The 21599-nt window shown below is 37.7% G+C and carries 20 protein-coding genes; 8 read left to right on the top strand and 12 right to left on the bottom strand.

What is annotated here, in order from left to right:
- Positions 1-12: 12 nt before the first annotated feature.
- Positions 13-1497, bottom strand: coding sequence for a PH domain-containing protein (locus tag MHI57_RS19660; RefSeq protein WP_322910120.1), 1485 nt, complete (start codon positions 1495-1497; stop codon positions 13-15).
- Positions 1497-1994 carry a PH domain-containing protein gene (locus MHI57_RS19655; RefSeq protein ID WP_307314982.1) on the bottom strand — a complete coding sequence of 166 codons (498 nt, stop codon included), beginning with the start codon at positions 1992-1994 and terminating at the stop codon, positions 1497-1499. Before MHI57_RS19655 ends, MHI57_RS19660 begins: the two co-directional genes overlap by 1 nt.
- Positions 1995-2456: 462 nt before the next feature.
- On the opposite strand from MHI57_RS19655, the gene MHI57_RS19650 reads away from it, so the two are divergent.
- Positions 2457-3482 carry a serine hydrolase domain-containing protein gene (locus MHI57_RS19650; protein ID WP_340977944.1) on the top strand — a complete coding sequence of 342 codons (1026 nt, stop codon included), beginning with the start codon at positions 2457-2459 and terminating at the stop codon, positions 3480-3482.
- Positions 3483-3725: 243 nt separating this feature from the next.
- Here the strand turns inward: MHI57_RS19650 and MHI57_RS19645 are convergent, their stop codons facing one another.
- The 8 genes from MHI57_RS19645 to allC all read right to left on the bottom strand — a co-directional run bounded on the left by MHI57_RS19645 (position 3726) and on the right by allC (position 13605).
- Positions 3726-4190 carry an SRPBCC family protein gene (locus MHI57_RS19645; RefSeq protein ID WP_095370529.1) on the bottom strand — a complete coding sequence of 155 codons (465 nt, stop codon included), beginning with the start codon at positions 4188-4190 and terminating at the stop codon, positions 3726-3728.
- Between the two features lie 730 nt (positions 4191-4920).
- A complete protein-coding gene (locus MHI57_RS19640) occupies positions 4921-5406 on the bottom strand; it encodes a (2Fe-2S)-binding protein (RefSeq protein ID WP_095373530.1) in 486 nt (161 codons plus the stop codon).
- Entirely contained in the window at positions 5406-7646 is a 2241-nt protein-coding gene (gene pucD, locus MHI57_RS19635) for a xanthine dehydrogenase subunit D (RefSeq protein ID WP_340977940.1), read from the bottom strand. Before pucD ends, MHI57_RS19640 begins: the two co-directional genes overlap by 1 nt.
- A complete protein-coding gene (locus MHI57_RS19630; protein WP_340977938.1) occupies positions 7627-8487 on the bottom strand; it encodes an FAD binding domain-containing protein in 861 nt (286 codons plus the stop codon). The genes pucD and MHI57_RS19630 overlap by 20 nt, the downstream gene beginning before the upstream one ends.
- Positions 8488-8522: 35 nt before the next feature.
- Complete coding sequence (locus tag MHI57_RS19625) at positions 8523-9560, bottom strand: XdhC family protein (RefSeq protein ID WP_340977936.1); 1038 nt, start codon at positions 9558-9560, stop codon at positions 8523-8525.
- A 124-nt stretch (positions 9561-9684) separates the two neighbouring features.
- A complete protein-coding gene (gene allB / locus MHI57_RS19620; RefSeq protein WP_095370533.1) occupies positions 9685-11064 on the bottom strand; it encodes an allantoinase AllB in 1380 nt (459 codons plus the stop codon).
- Between the two features lie 21 nt (positions 11065-11085).
- Complete coding sequence (locus MHI57_RS19615) at positions 11086-12336, bottom strand: pyridoxal-phosphate-dependent aminotransferase family protein (protein WP_340977933.1); 1251 nt, start codon at positions 12334-12336, stop codon at positions 11086-11088.
- Positions 12337-12351: 15 nt separating this feature from the next.
- Entirely contained in the window at positions 12352-13605 is a 1254-nt protein-coding gene (gene allC, locus MHI57_RS19610; RefSeq protein ID WP_340977931.1) for an allantoate deiminase, read from the bottom strand.
- 178 nt (positions 13606-13783) lie between these two features.
- On the opposite strand from allC, the gene MHI57_RS19605 reads away from it, so the two are divergent.
- From MHI57_RS19605 to MHI57_RS19575, 7 genes are all read left to right on the top strand, one after another.
- Positions 13784-15388 (top strand): PucR family transcriptional regulator, encoded by a 1605-nt coding sequence (locus MHI57_RS19605; protein ID WP_095370536.1) that lies wholly within the window; start codon positions 13784-13786, stop codon positions 15386-15388.
- Between the two features lie 146 nt (positions 15389-15534).
- Positions 15535-16860, top strand: a complete 1326-nt coding sequence (locus MHI57_RS19600; protein WP_340977928.1) for a nucleobase:cation symporter-2 family protein — start codon at positions 15535-15537, stop codon at positions 16858-16860.
- 16 nt (positions 16861-16876) lie between these two features.
- The gene (uraD, locus tag MHI57_RS19595) at positions 16877-17392 is read left to right on the top strand and encodes a 2-oxo-4-hydroxy-4-carboxy-5-ureidoimidazoline decarboxylase (RefSeq protein WP_322910131.1); all 516 of its coding nucleotides are present in this window, start codon (positions 16877-16879) and stop codon (positions 17390-17392) included.
- Positions 17393-17407: 15 nt separating this feature from the next.
- Positions 17408-18868 carry an NAD(P)-binding domain-containing protein gene (locus tag MHI57_RS19590; protein WP_095370539.1) on the top strand — a complete coding sequence of 487 codons (1461 nt, stop codon included), beginning with the start codon at positions 17408-17410 and terminating at the stop codon, positions 18866-18868.
- A 48-nt stretch (positions 18869-18916) separates the two neighbouring features.
- Positions 18917-19276 (top strand): hydroxyisourate hydrolase, encoded by a 360-nt coding sequence (uraH, locus tag MHI57_RS19585; protein WP_095370540.1) that lies wholly within the window; start codon positions 18917-18919, stop codon positions 19274-19276.
- A gap of 223 nt (positions 19277-19499) precedes the next feature.
- Entirely contained in the window at positions 19500-19976 is a 477-nt protein-coding gene (locus MHI57_RS19580) for a DUF2243 domain-containing protein (protein ID WP_095370541.1), read from the top strand.
- A 19-nt stretch (positions 19977-19995) separates the two neighbouring features.
- Positions 19996-20778 (top strand): cytochrome c oxidase assembly protein, encoded by a 783-nt coding sequence (locus tag MHI57_RS19575; protein ID WP_307315001.1) that lies wholly within the window; start codon positions 19996-19998, stop codon positions 20776-20778.
- A 62-nt stretch (positions 20779-20840) separates the two neighbouring features.
- Here MHI57_RS19575 and MHI57_RS19570 read toward each other — a convergent pair whose 3' ends face one another.
- Both MHI57_RS19570 and MHI57_RS19565 read right to left on the bottom strand, forming a co-directional pair.
- Positions 20841-21200, bottom strand: coding sequence for a n-acetylglutamate synthase (locus MHI57_RS19570; RefSeq protein ID WP_180317008.1), 360 nt, complete (start codon positions 21198-21200; stop codon positions 20841-20843).
- A 15-nt stretch (positions 21201-21215) separates the two neighbouring features.
- Positions 21216-21569 (bottom strand): DUF3221 domain-containing protein, encoded by a 354-nt coding sequence (locus MHI57_RS19565; RefSeq protein WP_340977921.1) that lies wholly within the window; start codon positions 21567-21569, stop codon positions 21216-21218.
- Positions 21570-21599: the final 30 nt, after the last annotated feature.

The raw sequence follows: 21599 nt of genomic DNA, 5'->3' as shown, positions 1-21599 counted from the left end.
CATTCACCCTATCTATTGTTTTAATTCAATTTCTGATCCTCTCTTCTTATACCATTGATAAAACGCTAAACGGAAGGATTCGGGTACACCATACATGTGAGTGTGTCGCACAGGTTGCGCTCGATTGATAGTCGTAATCTTAGCAATGCCTAGTATTTTCTCGAGGGGTCCCCTATTCATTTCAATTTCAATCACTTTATCACGTCTAGTTAGAAATAACGTCGTCGCTAAGCTCCCAGTCTTTAATTGAATAAAACGCTCATTCAACACATAGCGGCTATTATAGTAATCTAGGAACCTTAGTAAAACAACTAAAATAAGTACAAGCAATGAAAACAACCACCATGGAATATTCATATTTAACACATTTGGTTGGAAATAATATAATAATGCCGTTGCAATGATCCAGAGCCAACTAGGTTTCAACAACCTGGCAAAAAGAGCATTTTTCGGAAGCTTGTGCATCTCTTCTTCTACTTCATAGTCTGGTAATATTTCATATATTAGACGAAAGGCATCCTTCTGCGGTAAAAAAGGGAACAAAGAGCTTGTCTCCATTGAGGAATCCCCGCCTCCTCCTCCTGTCTGACCAGCACTCGTTAGTTTCACTTCTGCAATACGTAAAATTCTTTTCATTAACGTTTGCGTTATTTCGACAGCTTGGACCTTTTCCTTTGAAATAGAAAAGCTGACTTCATCTAGTACGCCTCTAGAGATATAAATCCTATCAACATCTGAATAAATTCGATAATTACCATATTTTATATATGTTTTTATCATGCCAAATATGGTTGAAGCCACAATAAGAAAAATAACAACAAGTGCCGTTAACCACCAGGCACTTAATATAAAGTGAATGGCACCTTCCGCTTCTTTCTCGACATTAATAAAATCATTGATCATAAAAAACAGTGAGCCTAAAGCAGGAATTAAAAGCAAAAAGCTTAATGACGTCATTGAAGCTTTTATAATATCCTTCTTGCTGGCAGCAAAATGCAGTTTTCTATCTTCTATATATTCTTCTACCTTTTCCTCTTCACCTTCGGACACTTTGATATTACGTGTACTTTTTTCTATCCAGTCTTCCAAATGGTCCGCTTCTTCTTTAGAAAGCACCTCGAATTTTATTGTCCCACCTTCACCAGACATACCTGTCTCAAACTTCAAGGAGGTCTTTCCTATTAACTTATGTAGAAAAGTCGTATGTCTATTTACATTTTGAACCTTACTAAAAGGAATGGTTCGTTTATGTTTTGTGAAAAAGCCTTCACGTAAGTAAAAAGCGACCTCATCTATCTTATAAGTTGTAGTCAGCCATTTAAAGATAACAAAAATAATAGAAAGAATAAGTAGTATGGCGGCAATAATTCTACCGTAACCAATCCAATCGGCCTCTCGATTAAAAATAAATAAGTAAAGAAAAGCAAAAAAGAAAAACTTCAAAACACCCCATATATGAAAAACAATGGTTAAGCGAGAATATCGTCTGTAATCCATTATTCATCTACTTCCTTTATTTTTGCATAATAAGCAATCGTATTTCTCAGTTGCATCGCTATTTCCTTTGATAGCATAGGGATTGTATGGGTTGAACTCATCGTTTCGACAGAAAGACCGTATAATTGATACCTTCTCTGAACTGGTCCTTGATTCGTTGCCACAGATTGAATCTTTGTCATTGGTACTAATTCATATTTTTCTATAAACACTCCTTGCTTAATCTGCAAGAATTCCTCATCTACTTCATAACGGAAGTTTTTATATAATAGGTAGGGTTGAATCGTTAACGAATAAATCATAGATAAAACAGTAAGACCAAGGACAATCCATAGAACCCATCCTACCCAATCCCACCAATCAAATCGAGCGTCAACGTAAAAAAGTATAGCAAGAATTGGCAACCATATCGCATTCCCAATTAGTTCACTAATTAGCATCGCTTTTATACTATTCTTAGATAATCTCTGTTTTGGTATTGGTAAATCTATATCCATCTTTATTCTCCTTCTGACTGATTTTACTAATATACGGTTAGAAGCGGGGTTAGTTTCATCTGTTATCATTTTGCAAGATATAATCAGAGTAACAAGACTTAAAACGAAAAGAAATATAAAGTTTTTTTACTAGTACAAAACTCTATAAACCTTATACATTTTTGTAAACATGACAAAGCTATTATCTTTTGTTCAACAAACTTGCCTCCTTGGTACTGAATGTCATTTCTATTATGTATTGAGTGAGTAGCGTTTGAATCTACTTATCTGCTCTATGAATTCCTGCTCTTTTTGTCTATTTTTATATAAAATTAATATATATCATCGTATTAACAAATTGAAACATGCTATGCTCAAAAGAGAAGGAGGAGAGTAAAATGATTCTTTATCAAAATTGAAGAAGTTAATTGAATGTGCCTCATTAAATGAATTCATGAAATACACATTCAGGAGGAATTAAAATTGGATAAACAAACGAAATGGAATAGTCTAACAAAAAAGCAACAGGAAGTGCAATTTTCCGGGAGTATTTGTGTACAGAAGCATGATCGTACAATATTTACAGAGAACTTTGGTTACGCAATCCATTCTGAAAAAATCAAAAATCATTCACATACTCGCTTTTCAATTGCATCTGGTAGTAAGATCTTTACATCTGTTACAATTTGTAAGTTGGTAGAAGAAGGTAGTATCACATTTGACACGAAAATCATCGATTGTTTAGATATTGAATTTCCATATTTTGATAAAGAAATTACCATTCATCATTTACTAACTCATACATCTGGCATTCCGGATTATTTTGACGAAGATGAAATGGATGATTATGAAGACCTTTGGAAAGATAGGCCAATGTATCAGATTCGTTCTGTAAAAGACTTTTTGCCAATGTTTCAATATAAAAAAATGAAAACCAAAGTGGATAGCCCTTTTAAATACAATAATACTGGCTATATTATTTTAGGCCTTATTATTGAACATATCAGTGGCATGAATTTTGTTGACTATATCAATAAAAATATTTTTGAAATAGCTGGCATGACTGACTCAGGATATTTTTCAATGGATGAACTACCCGAAAGCGTTTCATTGGGATATTTGGAAAAACCAGATGGAACGTTGAGATCGAATATTTTTTCTCTACCTGTAAAAGGTGGACCTGATGGCGGTGCCTATGTTACTGCAATTGATATGGGGATATTCTGGGAATCGTTAATGAATGGCAAACTCTTAACAAAAGATATGACTCGAAACTTATTGATTCCTCAAGTAAACGTGTCAGAAGATATCTTTTACGGTTACGGTGGTTATATGGAAGCAAATGAACTGGGTATCGTGAAATATATTCAGATGGGATATGATCCAGGAGTAAATTATCGTTCAGTACATTATCCAAAACAAGCTCTTACCATAGTTGTCTGCTCAAATAAATCAGAAGGGGCTTTTGAAATTCTTAAAGAAATAGAAAATATAATATTTACTCAGTAAATGTGAATAAGAGCTATTTTTTCACTATTAGCTCTTATCTTTCTTTTTTTAATTTTTTTCAAATACAAGATAAATTCCCTCTCCTATGCTCACTAGTTTTCACAATCCTCCTCCCTATAGACCTATACGAAGTAACATGTAAAAGGGTCATCCTCTATATGAACTGGCTTTAGCGTACAATCAAGCTGTTACTTTTTTTTATCATAAAAAAAGTAGCCAGAAAAAGGGCTACTCTCAGTTTATTCATCTTCTCTCATATTCAACTTGATAGATATATTCTATATATTGATTAAACTGCTCATCATAAACATATTTAAATGACCATTTCATCATATTTGTAACTAATTTATATATCCAGTTTGATGGAATCAATGTAACATTCGCTATAAACTTTGTTCCTTCTGGGAGGATTTCGAGAATGTATTCTGTCCTACTTATTCCTTCTTTCGTCTTCGTCTCTACTACAGCATAAAAAGGTGGATCATACTTAGAATAAACAGCTTGTAACTCATACACCTTTTTTCCAATTTTCTGCCTTGTAGTGAACATCGATCCTTCTTTTAAATCACTTTCAGCTCCATCATAATGATTTTCAATGATTTGTGTATTCCATTTTAATACATGTTGATCTTTATTAAGACATTCAAAAACTAAATCTATATCTGCCTCAATCTCTGATTCGAATCTATAACATTGTATTTCTTTCATTTGTCTTTCTCCTAAACATTTTAATTAACATTCAAATATAATTATAACCTATTGAGGGAAAAATTGTTAACTAAATCATTCATTTTTACTATTCAACTGATCCTGATTCATAAACTCTTTGCAAGAATAGAGACTATTTATCTATGACATTACGAATCCCTCGGAAGCTCGTTACGAAATATACTTCTCCACACGTAATCTTGATGAAAACTTAGGGACTGGCGATAATGACCTAGAAGGATGATTATTTATACCTGCAAACAGTTATCCAACCAATCAACCTACGCTCCTAATAAGTTACGAGGTTTCCGGAACTGGCGCCTTCTTTGCTTTAGAAGGGAAACAACCATACCGAGGGTGAGTTCATTCTTACTGTGTAGCCAGGAGAAACACTATTTGAAACCATTATGGACAACCTTTAATGAGAACAATGATTTGAGGAATACACATCTTATTTTTGATTATGCTCAAGAGAGGACGGTGGACTGTGAAAAATGGAGAGTATTGGCTTTGCAATTTGTTTGATCTGATAGATGCAATTCGAGATACTTTATTTCGTTTTGGTGGGCCTGACTCGATTCAGGTCGATTTTAAGCAGATTTCTTATTTTTGGGGTGAGTCTGTCTCGATTCACATTTCGAGGCAGACCTCTTTGTTTTTTTGGCTTATTGACTGCAAGGATTTCACCGTTAGCCTAGATAGAGCCCTCAATTCCTCCTTTAAGACATACTTATATCGCTTGAATCACCTTTTTCACACTTCGGATAATGCCTGCGTAACCTGTGCACCGACATATATTTCCTGAGAGTGCTTCTAATATTTCTTCATCTGTTGGTTTCTTGTTTTTCTCTAATAATGCTTTCACAGCCATAATCATCCCCGGTGTGCAATAGCCACATTGAAATCCACCTTCTTCTAGAAATGCCTTTTGAATTTCATGCAGGCCATTTTCACTTAAGCTTTCAACCGTATGAATACTCTTTCCGTTCAGTTGATAAGCTCTCATGAGACAAGAGTTGACGAGTTCACCGTCTACTTCTACAGAGCAGGCACCGCATCGACCAATTTCGCAAGAGATTTTGGCGCCTGTTAATGAGAGGTCTTCACGTAATATATCAACTAATCTTTTTGTTGCTTCAACTTGTAGTTTCTGCTGTTCACCATTAACAGTGAAAGAAATATTGATTTTTTGCGAATTCACCTTTACCTTTTCTATCAAAAAACCCTCTCCCCCGCATGTAATATTTCTTCTCGACTGACAGGTAATTTCGTCACCCAATGCCCCGTCGCATCATAGATGGCTCTTACGATTGCAGGAGCTAATGCTACTGTTCCGATCTCCCCAACGCCTCTTGGGCCATATATATCTCCTTTCCATAAGTCCTCGATTGCTCTCACATTCATTTTTGGTGGAATGTCTTGGATCGTGGGCAGAATATAGGTGTCAAAGTTTTCTGCAGTATAGCGACTTTGCTTCATGGCTGCTTCTTCTAACAATGTGTAGCCTAGCGCCATAATCGTACCGCCCTCGATTTGCCCAATATAACCAGTAGGATTCACAACAGGTCCGGCAGAAACAGCTTGATCGATATCTGTAACCTTGATCGCTCCCGTTATAAGGTCGACTTCTACTTTCACTGCCACCGCTGCAAATGAGTACAAGAAATGACCACCCGGAATACTATTTGGCGTGGTTGGAAAGTCGAATTTTGTGTCTATACTAATGGGTTCATTCTCAAGAAAAAGCTGTTCAAAAGTAAGTATCCTTTGGCCATTTAGCCAAATACCCTTCCCTCCAACATATAATTGTTCTTTTTGATAACCTGATATTTTGGCTGCTGTATCTAATAGTTTTTCTATAAAGGGCCCCTTTAGCCTTTGTAAACTGTGCCAAATCATGCTCGTGCCTCTTGATGCTGTGGAAGAACCTGAGTGTGGCACCTTGTCTGTATCCCCTATTACAATGTGTAAATCCTCTGAAGAACACCCGATAGCCTCTGTTGTTACATTTTCAATAACCGCTAACAAACCTTGACCTACCTCTTCAAATCCAAAGGCTATCTCTATTTTCCCTTCATGGTTCAGACTAATTTTTCCACCAGAAGGATCCAATCTACCAAAACCTAACCCTCCTCCATGCATGGTTAGCGCTAACCCTACTCCCGTTTTCTTCCATGGATTGTCGTTCTCACTTTTATCTATCGCTAATAGCGGTGACTGCGCGATCTCATCTAAAACAAGCGCATCTCCATTAGTCGGTGCAATAATTTGTCCAACTGGACCAGGATCTGTTCCTTGTCGCAAGTTTTTCTTTCTTAATACAAGTGGTGACATATGTAAGCCATCTGCCAACCGATCAATTTGCCCTTCTAGAGCAAATGTAATCTGATTACCACCGAACCCTCTGAATTCACCTGCCACACCATTATTTGTAAAAACAGAGTAGCCTTTTGTTTTTACATTTGATATAGCATAAGGGCCAATAGCGTGTTCCACTGCAAAATCTAATACAGCTGGACCAAGTGTGGCATAGGCTCCTGTATCTGCAATAATTCTTACTTCATGAGCAACAATCTCCCCCGTATTCTTAGCTCCTGTTTTCATCGTAATTTTCATTGGGTGCTTTTTAATACCAGAGATCATTGATTCTCTACGTGATTGATGAATTTTCACCGGTCTTCCTGTTTTCAATGCTAATATGGCTCCGTAAGGCTGAATATTCAACTCATCTTTACCGCCAAATGACCCTCCCATCGGACTTGAAATTACACGAATACGCTCTTCTGGTAAATTTAATATTCTCGCTAATTGTAGTCTATCCTTGTAGCCATGCTGCGTGCCCGCATATACAGACAACCTGCCATCTTTTTCTGGGACAAAAACCCCACCTTCAGTTTCCATATAAGCATGCATTTGCCGGGGCAGTAGATAGGTTTCTTCTATAATGACCTCACATAATTGGAAGCCTTCATCAACATCACCATTTTCATAAGATGCTTCATGAAGGATATTGCCACCAGAATGTAATGGGATACTATCAGGGTTCATTGCGTCATCGGGGTCATCAATAATCGGTAATGGTTCATAGATTACTTCTATTCGTTTAAGTGCTTTTGCAGCAATTTCAGGAGTGATTGCCGCTACTGCTGCCACCGCATCACCTACATAGCGAACAACTTGATCACAAAAGACAGGCTGATCTTGCGTAATCAGACCAAATCCATTTAATCCAGGTACATCCTTACTTGTTATTACGGCTAGGACGCCAGATAATTGTTCTGCCTTTTCAATATTTATTTGCTGAATTTTCGCATGAGGGTACTCACTACGCAGCACTTTTCCATAAAGCATATTTGGAACTTGCAAGTCTGTTAAATAATTTAATCCACCTGTTACTTTTCCCATTCCATCCGGCCTTGGACGGCAAGACGCTAAATTACTTGTATAATCCGCCATATTCTCCACTCCATTTTTCTAATTCTGAGATTAAGAGATTACTCGCTACTTTCAAACGATAATTACTCGAATAAAAAGCATCTTCAACTGGCTGATACTCTGTCATTACCGTTTGATACACCTTTTTTAAAATATTTGAATCCACAATTGGTGCATGTTTTAAAATAGATTCTACATTTCTTAACCTCATAGGTTGTGTCTCCCCGCCACCCGCTGCTATTCGAACATTACATAGCTGATTCTCTTTTATTGTTAACTTGCCAGCCAATGTAACAACAGATGTTGAGAATCCCTCCCTGCGACCGATTTTTTTAGTAAATAAATAGCTTTCTCTATTATCAAATGGAATAATAACCTCTAATATAATAGAATCTTCAGTCATTTTTGACCAATCCTGCAAGTCTATTCTCTGTTTTCCATCTTTATTTAAATATAGTATTTCTGCATCGAGGGCTAGTAAAAGGGGGATTGTATCACCCACCTGATTGGCAATATTGCCTCCTATCGTACCTAAGTTTCGAACAGCAGGCGCAGCGATTTTCTCAATCGTTTGTGATAATTGGGGTAGTTTTTTAATAATCAGAGGATGATTCTTGCATTCCGCTAGCTTAACAAAAGAACCGATGTGAATCCGACTTTCCGTGTCCATGTAGATTTGTTTATATTCCGAAATGCCACCTAGATGAAGCATTTTTGAAGGAACGGCGGCCCCTTTTTCCCATTTGGTTTGTAAAAATGTGCCTCCAGCGATAAATGTGATCGCCTCATCATATGATTTCCACATTGTCCATGCTTCCTCAATGGTAGTAGGCGAAGCAACGGTTGTTTCTAATATCCTCATGATAACTACTCTCCTTTTACATTTCCTAGCTCCCTTTATTTGTTATAAACAAGTGTCCTACAATTGGCTTGTTTTCCATTTTCCGTAACCACCTTTTGTTTAACCGCAATTAATTGTGCCATAACGCTAATCGCAATTTCCTCAGGTCCCTCTGCGCCAATCGATAAACCAACAGGCGTGTAGACATTCGATGGTACAGATTCCCCTTCTAATAACCTCATCGTCCGTCTATTAGAACCAATGATACCTATATATTTAAATGGTCGATTGAGCACATATTGTAAAATTTCTTTATCTCGTTCAAAATGATGGGTCATAATCACAATATGGTCTTGGGGATGAAGCGCTTTTGGTAACACTTCATGTGGAAAACCTATTAATAAACGATCTGCTTGAGGAAATCTTTCTTTACTACATAAAGCTTCGCGCCAGTCAGCTACTGTTACATGGAAGCCTGTTTTATGAGCAAAATCACAAAGAGGGACGCCATCTTCCCCTGCACCAAGGATAAAAAGACGAGGCTTTGGATGAAACCACTGAAAATAACGATAAATAGATAGCTCTTTTGAGTAGTGGATACCACTCTTCATCTCTTTTAATTCCATATTGGCATCTTTGTTTAATGCTTTGGTCCAATAGTTATTATCATCAACGATAACTGTGTAACCTATAACCTCATAATCCTCGGAAAGCTTCTTTACTGTTAAAATAGATCGTCCTTGTAAAAGCTGTTCATTAACCTTTTCTAGATGAGCTTGATAACTTGCATCAATCTTCTCTAACAGGACACGAATTTCACCATTACATCCCGAACCTTGTCCCCACCCAAGATCATCTTCACTTTTTAAATTGTATAAAAAAGATTTTGATTGACCATCGATTAGCGTTTCTGCCCTATACTTAATATCTTCTTCCAAGCATCCTCCACTAAGGACACCAATAGTTGAACCAGATTGCTTGATTAACATGGTTGTGCCTTCTTTTCGATAAGCAGACCCATTCACTTGAATCACTGTCGCTAACACATCACCTTCTGTAGGCGATGCCTTGAATATTTGATGAATATTATCCATCTTCACACACCTCTTTCACTCAGCTGCTAAAGGTTTAAAATGTATTATCTTCCATTTCCTCCTTTTCCGCTACTAGTGTGTTAGATTTTCTGACAATAGAAATGAATTTCTTACAGCGATGTAGTTAACTACGAGTCCCCATTTTCGTTTGCTCTGGCTTTAGCCAATGACCTCTATTTCTCATGTTTACTAATTGTCCGTCTTCAAAAACTACTACTCCGTTGTTCATCGTAAGTTTGACTGCACATGGGAAAGTTCTCTCCATATACAAACTGTGCTTATGCTTAGCGAAGAAATTCTTTTCTGCAACAGTGAAGGATGCTTCAAGTGAGATCCATGTTAAATCAGCATCTTTGCCCACTTCGATATGCCCTTTTGTATTTAAATTGAATCTGTCAGCTGGATTACCTGCTATGAGTGCCGCCACTTTATAAAAAGGAATGTCATAGGTTATTGCAAGTTCAATTAATGCTAAAAGGGTAAATTGTCCGCCACTAATTCCACCCCAAGCGGAGAATAAATGATGGACGGTTGGATCTTTCAACAGATAAGGTGATGGTGAGTGATCGGAGGAGACCATATCAATTGCGCCTTCTATTAATAAACGAATCAATTTCTCTTGCTCCTCCACTTTTCGTAATGGCGGGGCGCATTTGGCTACCGCTCCTTTGTCTTGCAAATCATTATGATTAAACAATAAGTAATGAGCACATGTTTCAACTGTAATGTCTAGTCCCATTGCCTTGGCATCTGTAATTTTTAAAATAGCCTCCTCAGAGCTAATATGGACAAAATGAAGAGGACAGCCCGTTATTCTTGCATATGCGATGGCACGTTCCACCGCTTCCACTTCTGCGGCGATCGGTCTAGATGCTAAATAATCATCCGCAGTTAATTGACCATTCGTCACTTTCTCCTTCGTTAAGAAATCTGTCATTGCGGCACTTTCCGCATGGAGTGCAAGTATTTTTTTCAATGAAGCAATCTCTTTCATGCCAGCAATTAATGTTAAATCATCAACACGTTCGAATTCTTCATTTCCACTTTCAGATAAAAACGCTTTAAAACCTATTGCCCCATTATCTGCTAATCCCTTCAGCTCCAGGATATTTCCTGGAACAAGGCCACCCCATAAAGCAAAATCCACAACTGACTTACTTTCTCCCATCTCCGCTTTATTTAACAATGCCTGCGAATCAGTAGTAGAAGGAATCCCATTTAAGGGCATGTCAAAAAAAGTTGTTCCTCCTCCTGCAGCAATCATCTGAGAACCCGATTCAAAACCTTCCCATTTGTCTCTGCCTGGGTCATTAAAGTGAACATGAATATCTATCATACCTGGAAAAATATAATAACCTGCCGCATTTTTCTCGTCTTTACTTGTGGCTGTAATACCTTCCTCAATGGCGACAATGATACCATTTTTAATGGCTATATCGGTTTTCTTCACTTTATGAGGTAAAACAACATTGCCGTTGCGAATAATGAGATCATATGTAGCCAAAACCAACACCTCCCTGTTTATTTAAAGTATCGTCATAGCTGATTCCTCAGCTGCATATATATCCATTGCTGCCTGAAGCGCCTCGCCGCGATTTACTTGGACTTCGTGACGGATAAGGACTGCTTCTAATCCGCCGAGAACAGCAAGCACATTTTCTTTTCGACAGCTATATCCCATCGTACCAATACGCCAAATCTTCCCTTGTAATGGCCCAAAAGATGAAGCAATTTCTATACTAAATTCCTTAAGCAACATTTTCCGTACGGATTCACCATCAACACCAGCAGGGATTTCTATACATGTCACACATGGAAGCTTATGTTCAGAATCACCATATAGCTTTAACCCCATTGCTTGAATACCTGTCACCAAAGCTTTTTCATGAAGGAGATGGCGGATAAAACGAGGCTTTAACCCCTCTTCTAGCACAAGTCGTAAACCTTCATAGAGCGCATAAACCATCGATGTTGCTTCTGTATGATGATTCAATCTCCTTGGGCTCCAATAATCCATAAGCATGGCGAGATCAAAATAATTACTTGCAATTGCCATTCGACTACGTTGATACTGCTCATCTTCTGCAGTTGCAATACCTGCCTCTACCTTTTTCCGCTCTAATATAAGCTTCTCAATCCGCTCGTTAAATGTAATGGGTGCCATCCCAGCAGGAACGGATAAACATTTTTGCGTTCCCCCTATTAGCCCATCTATAAACCAGTCATCTGTCTTTACCTCTACGCCACCAATAGATGCGACTGCATCTACGACGAGAATCGCATCCTGTTCTCTACAAGCCTTTCCGATTTTTTCTAGAGGTTGCATTCTCCCTGTAGATGTTTCACCATGGACAATAGCGACCACTTTAGGTGAGATTTTTGCCATTTCTGCGATGACTACATCTGGGTCAAATACCTCTCCCCAAGGACATTGTATCGAATAGACATCAGCACCGTACCTTTCACAAATCTCCACAAGTAAATGCCCGAAACGCCCATAAATTGGAACAAACACTTTATCACCAGGTTCAATAATACTTGCTAAGAGCGCTTCGTTTCCTGCTCTTGAAGTACCATCTATCGGAAAGGCCCAACGGTTCTTTGTTTGAAAGACTTGACGAATCATTTCCATGACTTCATTCATCAATTTTGTAAAAGCTGGATCGAACTGACCTAATATAGGTGTACTCATCGCTCTCAACACACGAGGATCTACCTCAACTGGACCTGGTGTCATAATCGTACGACTAGGTGTATTCAAGCTATTAAACCCCATATATATCCACTCCTTCTATTCATAAGCTAATTGATATAAAATATCTGTTAACAGTTTTACTCCTACTTCCAAATCTTCTGAGCTCGTAAACTCTTGCGGGTTATGACTAATGCCGCCTTTGCTTGGGACAAAAATAAGATTAGTAGGAAGTGTACTTGCAAAAACTTGTGCATCATGACCGGCGCCACTAACGATATCTTGGAAAGAAATTTGCTTCTGTTCCGCTAACGTCTTGATTTTACTATGCATCATGGCATCCATTGCGACAGGTTCTACATTCATCCATTGTTTCCAGTCAATGATCAGATCATTAGACTTAGCTACCTCTTCAAAATAAGAAAACACGGACATACAATATTCATCCAATACATGTTGTTTATGGTGGCGAATATCTAAACTAAATTCGACTTCCCCTGCCACAACATTGGGTACATTTGGTTGCGCTTCAATTCTTCCCACCGTAGCTACTAACTGGGAGTCGATACTTTCTGCTTTTTTCGTTAAGAAAGAAATAAGTTTTGAGGCTGTCACAACCGCATCCCTGCGAAGGTTCATTGGTGTTGTGCCTGCATGATTGCTTTCTCCTTTTATCCGTATATTGTAACGTCGCTGTCCAACGATATGTGTGACAATACCAACCGCATTTTGATTTCTCTCTAGTACCATCCCTTGTTCGATATGTACCTCTATAAATCTTGCAATATCACTTCTAATTGGTTGAATATATTTTTCTGTTTCAAAGCCCGCCTCTTTCATCGCATCCATAAAAGGAACACCGTTTGCATCGACTAATCCTCTAGTATGACCAATATCGTACATGCCGGTTATATTTCTTGATCCCCAAAAGGTTAAAGGGAACCGACTCCCTTCTTCTTCACAGAAAGAAACGACTTCAATCGTTTTTTTGGGCTTGCCATAAGAGGCATAGAGCCTCGACACCGCAAGCAGGCTAGCAACAATCCCATAAGCACCGTCATACTTTCCGCCGTCAATAACCGTATCAATATGGGAACCTGTCAATATGACTGCATTATCTTCATCTGTTCCCTGCAGCCGGCCAAATAAATTACCAACACAATCAAAATAAGCATCTAACCCGATTGCCTTCATTTTATTTTTCAAAGCTGATTGCGCTTCACACCAAGCTTTAGAATATAGTAATCTCGTAACGCCTTCATTGGTTGTTTTACCAAATGACGAAAGCCATTCAATCATTTCTGCTATCTTTTCCTTATTTGTATCATGAAATTCTCTTACATGAATGGCCAATCCTTTCACTCCCCTCTTTACTTATGGAATATTTTCTTACATAATTATGTTATATAAAACAATTTTACTTTTTATGCATCGAAACATCATCAGCAAAAATGTACAAATTTTCATATAATTTTGTGCACATTAACTAATCCATATAAAAAAGAAGATGCAAACGAAAGGAGTCAGCCACATGAAAGTTTCTAAATTACTCTCTTCCCCTTCATTAGAAGGGATGAGAGTTGTAGCTGGAGAAAGCGGGATCAAACGTGAGGTACATACGGTTAATATGATGGATGCACCTGATATTATTCCCTTTTTGAATCGCCATGAATTTTTAGTGACAACAGCCTATCATTTAAAAGACCAGCCACATTTACTAAATGAATTAATACAAGCGATGGCTAATCAAGGATGTGCAGCACTTGGTATAAAAACAAAAAGGTTCTTAGACTCTGTTCCTCCATCTGCATTGAAGCTGGCAAATGAATTAAATTTCCCCATCATCGAACTGCCACTCGCCTTATCACTTGGAGATGTAATCAACCATACTTTAAGACTGATTTTAGATAGCCGCGCGAATGAATTAACTGCTGCTTTAGAAACACATAAACATTTTACGAACATCATTCTTCAAGGAAAAGGTATAGAAACATTGATGAAAGAATTAAGCAAGATAATTGATTGTTCTGTTCATTTAGTCGATCAGCATCTTCATTCTCTCTCTGACCAACAACACCAACTAGAAATATTCGTAATGAGAGAAGATATCGAGAGAGAAATTAAACGGATTTCATCATCCAGCCCTATCTCTATTTCCTTTTCACTACTTGTATCCAAAAAAACTTATCATCTATTTCCTATAAACATTAGCGAAAAGAAGCGAGGTTTCTTAATTATAGAAGGAGAAATCCCTCAGGAGAATCACCTCAATATCTTAACGATTGAACAAGCGACGAATGTACTCTCCTTCGCCCTTATGAAAGAGCATGCACTAAATACACACGCAAAAAATATACGCAACGATTTTTTTCTCCACTTCTTAGATGGGACCTTCAAGTTACAAGATGAAATTATTAATCGCGCCAAAGAGTTCTCTCTTCAAAATGATTGTGACTATATTTGTGTTGTCGGAAAGGTCGATCAAGCAAATCCACACGATTCTTTCACACAACGCCAACAAAAATCTGATAATATATTTGAATACTTGGAAGAAGTGATACACCAAACCACTGTCAACGTTCATTTCTTTACCAAAAGTGATGAATGTATCTTGCTCTTTGAAGCCCATCAAGGGTTATCACCTTATATGAATATATTAAAAGACATCCAATTACGAATGACAAACCGCTTTAATCAAACCATTTCTTTCGGTGTAAGTAATGTGATCCATTCCTTTGTCCAAGTGAGAACAGCCTATCACGAAGCAAGTGAATCTCTTTCTCAAGGAGCAATCTCAAAAAGAACCAACTTTATTCAATCATTTCAAACAAGGGATATATTAGAATTGCTCCGCCTTATTCCCGAAAAAGAGTTGAGTCATTTTTACACCCATGCATTTAAGGGATTCTTATCGATTAAACCTGATGAAAGAGAATCATTACTACAAACACTTTCTGTCTATCTAGAAACACATTGTCAAATCTCCGAAACAGCAAAAAGGTTATTTGTCCACAGGAATACAGTTGTCTATAGAATAGATAAATGCGAAGAAATTCTCGGTAAAGATTTAAAGGATCCAGAAACAACCTTACAATTACGTACAGCATTACGGATGAAAAAACTATTAGAAGCTTAAAACAGCCCAACCATGCACCTTACACAAATAAGTTAGTCATTTTTAGGCATATTGAACAATGACAATAATCAGAATATTGTTTATTATGTTAAATATAACAACATTAAATGTTATATTTCTTAACATTATAAACAGGAGGGTTCACTTTGGGAGAAAATATTCATCCATCAAAAACATTTTCATTAGGGTTACAGCATGTCCTTGCTATGTACGCTGGTGCCATTTTAGTACCAATCTTAGTTGGCGGCGCTTTAGGTTTCTCCCCTGAACAACAAGCCTTCCTCATTTCTATTGATTTGTTAACTTGCGGGGTTGCTACACTGTTTCAATCTGTCAAAAATAAATACTTTGGAACAGGGCTCCCTATTGTCATGGGTACTTCATTCGTAGCCGTATCTCCCATGATTACAATCGGTAGTAATTACGGGATATCAGCCATATACGGGGCGATTATTATAACAGGATTGTTCATTATTTTCTTTTCCAATATATACGGCAAGCTTGTAAAATTATTCCCTCCAATCGTAACTGGTACCGTCGTCATCATTATTGGCCTCTCACTCATCCCTACAGGAATTAAAAATATGGGAGGAGGCACGAATAATCCTGATTTTGGTTCAGCTGAAAACTTATTGCTCTCCTTTGGTGTTCTCGCACTTATTTTACTAATGAACCGCTTCTTTAAAGGGTTCTTACGTGCTATCTCTGTTTTAATTGGGATAATCATTTGGACATTCATGGCGGCACTAATGGGGAGGGTAGATTTTCAATCCGTTCAAGAAGCTTCTTGGTTACACCTTCCGGCCCCTTTTCATTTCGGATACCCTACATTTGAAATTGTTCCTATTTTAACAATGATCTTAGTAGGTACAGTCATTCTTGTCGAATCCACTGGTGCTTTTCTTGCACTAGGGAAAATGGATCATAAAGAGTTAAAAGAAAAGGATCTCGCTCGTGGATATCGAGCTGAAGGAATGGCCTTTACTTTAGGTGGAATTTTCAACGCTTTCCCTTATAGTACATTTGCTCAAAATGTCGGACTTGTCCAATTATCTGGAGTAAGGTCAAATAAAGTCACAATTGCTGCTGGTTTTATTTTAATTGTACTAGGCTTAGTTCCTAAAATCTCTACTTTGGCTACACTCATTCCTCCTTCGGTTTTCGGCGGTGCCACTGTAGTCATGTTTGGAATGGTCGTCACCTCTGGTATACGCATGCTTCAAAGAGTCGATTTTACGAACAATAACAATCAACTCATTATTGCTTGCTCGATTTCACTAGGACTAGGCGCATCCGTTGTTCCGGAATTATTCGCCCATTTACCTGAAACCCTTCGAATTATCGTCGGCGATGGAATTATTACCGGTAGCCTAGCAGCCATTATCTTAAACCTTCTTTTAACCAAAAGAAAAACAAAGGAAACACAGCCGTTAAAAGAGACGAGTATGGAACCCCAATTAAAAAGTTCATAGAAAGGAGTTTTCAATCATGTATACAATTCAAGAAATCAATAGAATCAGTGATGCATCATTTATCCAAATATTTGGAGGTGTTTTCGAGCATTCCCCATGGGTCGCAGAAAAAACGCTCATGGCGAAACCATTTTTATCATTTGATCACCTCTATCAAACGATGGTTCACACAGTGGAGGAAACATCAAATCAAAAAAAGCTTGCACTTATTAAAGAACATCCCAACTTAGGCGATCGCGTTCAAATGAGTGAAAATTCCGTTAACGAACAAGAAAACGCTGGTTTAAATCAACTCACAGAGAAGGAGTATAAACAATTTATTTATATGAATCAATCTTATATGGACAAATTTGGATTCCCATTTATATTAGCTGTTCGCGGGAAAAACAAGGATGAAATTTATCAATCAATGGTAAAGAGAGTCAAAAACGAAAAAGAAGAAGAGTTTCATCAAGCACTGGCGGAAATCTATAAAATCGCCTTATTACGACTTGAAGAGGTCATTATTAAAGATTCATTCACAACAAACTAGAAAGGATGAAAAACAATGAGCTTAGAAAGCTTACATGAGAGAGTACAAATGGACCTTTCTTATTTGAACATAAACTATACGGATACATGGGTACCGCAAACTAAACATATTAAGAATCATGTATATGATGTCGTCATTGTCGGAGGCGGGCAAAGCGGTTTAGGTGCTGGATTTGCTCTTTTACGAGAAAAAATCACAAACTTTCTCATTATCGATGAGAATCACGAAGGCTATGAAGGGCCATGGGAGACTTATGCAAGAATGGTTACTTTAAGAACACCGAAACATATCACCTCAATTGATTTAGGCCTTCCTTCCCTCACCTTTCGTGCTTGGTGGGAAGCCCAAACAGGCAAGAATGACTGGGATCAAGTGGATAAAATACCACGTCAGGATTGGATGAATTACCTCAGATGGTATAGAAAAGTCCTGCGTTTACCCGTCATAAACGATGTCAAATTGCAACTCGTAGAACCTCTTGAAGGTGGTTTACACCGACTCCATATCAACCAAACAGAAGAACCTGCCACTCCCCTTCTTGCGCGCAAAGTTATTTTAGCGACAGGTATTCAAGGTGGAGGAGAATGGCATATACCATCACTTGTCTCTGAAAATCTACCGAAAAATTTCTATGCCCACACTTCCGAAAATATCGATTTTAACTCATTAAAAAATAAAAAAATCGCTATTCTAGGTGGTGGCGCCTCCGCATTCGATAATGCCAATTACGCCCTTAGTTCAGGAGTAGCAGAAGCGCATGTTTTTGTTCGTCGTAAAGAAATGCCTAGAATCAATCCGATACGGCAAATGGAAGCCTCAGGTATGATAGAAAGATATCACTCGTTATCAGATGTGGATAAATATACGGTCATGACTCATTTCTTTCAAAATAATCAACCACCGACGAATGATACATATAATCGCGCTTCTGCTTGGCCAGGTTTTAACCTTCATTTGGATTCACCTTGGCAAGAAGTAAGTCAAGCAAATAATCAGGTGGTAGTCACAACCCCTCATGGGTCCTTTTCATTTGATTATCTCATTATTAGTACAGGACTGTTCACTGATCCTGCCTTAAGACCAGAGCTAAAATTAGTCGAAAAATATATTGCTCGTTGGGAGGATAAATACCACCCTCCAAAGAATAGTGCAAGCCCAGTTCTAGATGCACATCCTTATTTAAGCACAGGTTACTCCTTTACGAGTCGCGATAAGGAAGGAGAAAAATATCTTCATGGACTTTATACATTTAATTATTCTGCTTTAATCAGCTGTGGTATTACTGCCGCTGCTCTTTCTGGTATGAAATTCGGCTTACCGCGACTAGCTAAGGCGATTGCTGATGAACTTTTCCAAGATCATAAAGAGCAAATTTTGCAGGATTACTTTGATTATCAAGTGACTGAATTTACAGGAACGTGGCCAATCAACCCTCAAACCAGACAAAGTAACACGATATCAGCTATTGAAAATTAAAAAGATATTTCTCGAGAGCAACATTCTACTATAATTAAGGAGTTTAAAATGACAGGACTAACAACACATATATTGGATTTAACCCACGGTACACCGGCTTCCAATGTAATTGTGGAGCTTTTCTTCCAAGAAGCAAATCGCAATAGTTGGAAAAAGATAAAAGTAGTAAAGACCAATTCAGACGGTCGCTTAGATGCTCCACTACTTACTAGAGAAGAAATGAAAATAGGAAGCTATGAACTGATCTTCCATGTCGGGGTGTATTTCCGTGAAAAAGAGATCGCCCTCCCCGACCCACCATTCTTAGAGGCAGTCCCTGTTCGTTTCGGAGTGTCAAATATAGATAAGGATTATCACGTCCCCCTTCTCATTTCACCTTGGGGATACCAAGTATATCGTGGAAGCTAGTAATGAAAGTTTCATAGCTACTCCACAATACCTAACTACCTTAGCGTAGTTAGGTTCTTTTTATTTCACAATAACAACCAATTACAATAGATACTTCCTATGAATATCGAATCAATTTCTAATTCATTATAAACTTACACTTCTATATATGTTTAGAGTTTAAACACTCGGGAAAAATAGAGGAAATACCTTACAGAAATGAGTTGATACTATCGATAATCCAATCAATGGCGAACATAGGAATTTCCAACAGAACATAACTAAGCACTCAACATACAATCTCATCTCTGGTATTCTCTTCGGACTTGGTTTGGTTGCATTTATTGATGAGATGGTATTTCACCAACTATTAAGTTGGCATCATTTTTACGATCAATCCACAACAAAGATCGGATTACTTTCTGATGGGTTATTCCATGCGTTTAGCTGGTTCGCTACAGTAGCAAGTCTATTTATGGTAGCTGACTTACGCAGAAGAGAATCTTGGTGGAAAAAAAGATGGATTGGCGGGGCTTTATTAGGTATTGGTTTATTTAATTTATACGATGGTTTAATCCAACATAAAGTGTTCAAATTACATCAAATTCGCTACGGAGTTGATGTGCTACCTTATGATTTGGTATGGAATATCACTGCTGCAGTGATTACGATTATCGGAATCATTATCATCCGTAAAACTAATCAGTCACAAAGTAAGTAAAGCTAAAAAGGGGGACACTATGCCTGATCAACAACACTTTGACATAACCATTCTCTCATATATTTTAGCGACTCCTTTTTTTCTTTTAATCATTCTCTATGGAATCGCTGTCATCAAATCTAATCAATCTTACCGTCAGTGGTCATGGTATCACACAGCATGTTGGATTGGTGGAAATGTACTTTGTATAGTAGCAGTTGCTGGCCCTTTAGCAGAGACTTCACACCAATTTTTCAGTGTCCATATGGTTGCCCATTTACTTTTAGGCATGATTGGCCCACTTTTTATGGTGCTAGCAAAACCAGTAACGCTCCTACTGCGTTCATTACCTGTAAAAACGGCTAGAAAAGTGACTACTACCTTAAAAACGAGACCATTTCACCTTTTATTAAATCCCCTATTTACTACGGTTTTAAATATTGGTGGACTATGGGTATTATATCGAACGGAATTATTCACAATGATGCACCATTCAATGCTGTTGTACATCGTCATTCATGCACATATCTTCCTAGCTGGTTATTTTTTTACAGCATCAATCATCTATATTGATAAATTTCAACAAGGTTATAGTTTTCAATTTCGAGCCATTATACTTATTTTAGCTCTCGCTGGGCATCAGATTTTAGCCAAATCTTTCTATGGTTACCCTCCTTCAAGTGTAGGAAGAACGGAAGCTGAAAAAGGAAGCATGATTATGTATTATGGAGGCGATATTGTTGACCTAGTGATTATTATTATTTTCTGTTATCAATGGTTTAAAGTGACAAAACCTAAAAGGTATCAACCTCATTCTGTATAATCAGAATTTGAATAGCTAGTGGACTCTTTTTGCACTAAAAGTGAAATCCACTAGCCTTCCTATCAATATACTTTCGATTCTTTTTTCATTTCCTCAATAACCGATTGCCCTTCGGTTTGATCTGCATCATTCCATCGCCATTGTTCATGTAATCTCATTCGTCCATCTGGTAGGTATTCAGGCGTTGAAGAACAAGTACCACCTCTTACTTCATCTTTGATATTTACATGATTATAGTTAAACAATAAAGAACCATCCTCCTTTACAATACCGATTAACGTTCCTTTTCTAATTTGTCCGCCATAATAACTAGCAGAAATGATATTTCCTTCTTGGCTATAATCAAAATAAGTTTGATCAGAGACTTCGCCATTATTTGTATTCTCTATTGATACAAATTTCTTTCCGTTATAATTAATCAAGTTGATTCCTCGCTCTCACTTTTTTATTAAAGAGACCCAATAGGCGTCTCCGCCCCCAGGTGCAGAAGCTCTTATCTCCCCGCTAAAGTAGATGATTACCTCATCACCGAATGACAATTGACCTACCTTTTTTTCTGGCATATAAGTTGGTAATGTAAATTCAACCCCTTGATACATGTATGTTTCTCTTAACTCTTGTTTTGATTTGTATTTAATATTTTCAGCATCCGCCACAACCCAAATAGATTGGCCACTTTCTATAATGACACCCTTGTAGGTCGGCGTATAAGTAAAGAAAAGAAATCCTCCAATACTAATAATGAGGAAAAGAGCTAAAGTACAGATGAGATACTCTCGTAAGATTTTCACCCTCTACCTCCTTACAACCTACTTTCACCA

This window comes from Cytobacillus sp. FSL K6-0129 (genome assembly GCF_038007625.1).
Classification (GTDB): Bacteria; Bacillota; Bacilli; order Bacillales; family Cytobacillaceae; genus Cytobacillus; species Cytobacillus kochii.
Note: the sequence above shows the minus strand (reverse complement) of the source record. Positions and strands in the feature narration are given on the sequence as shown.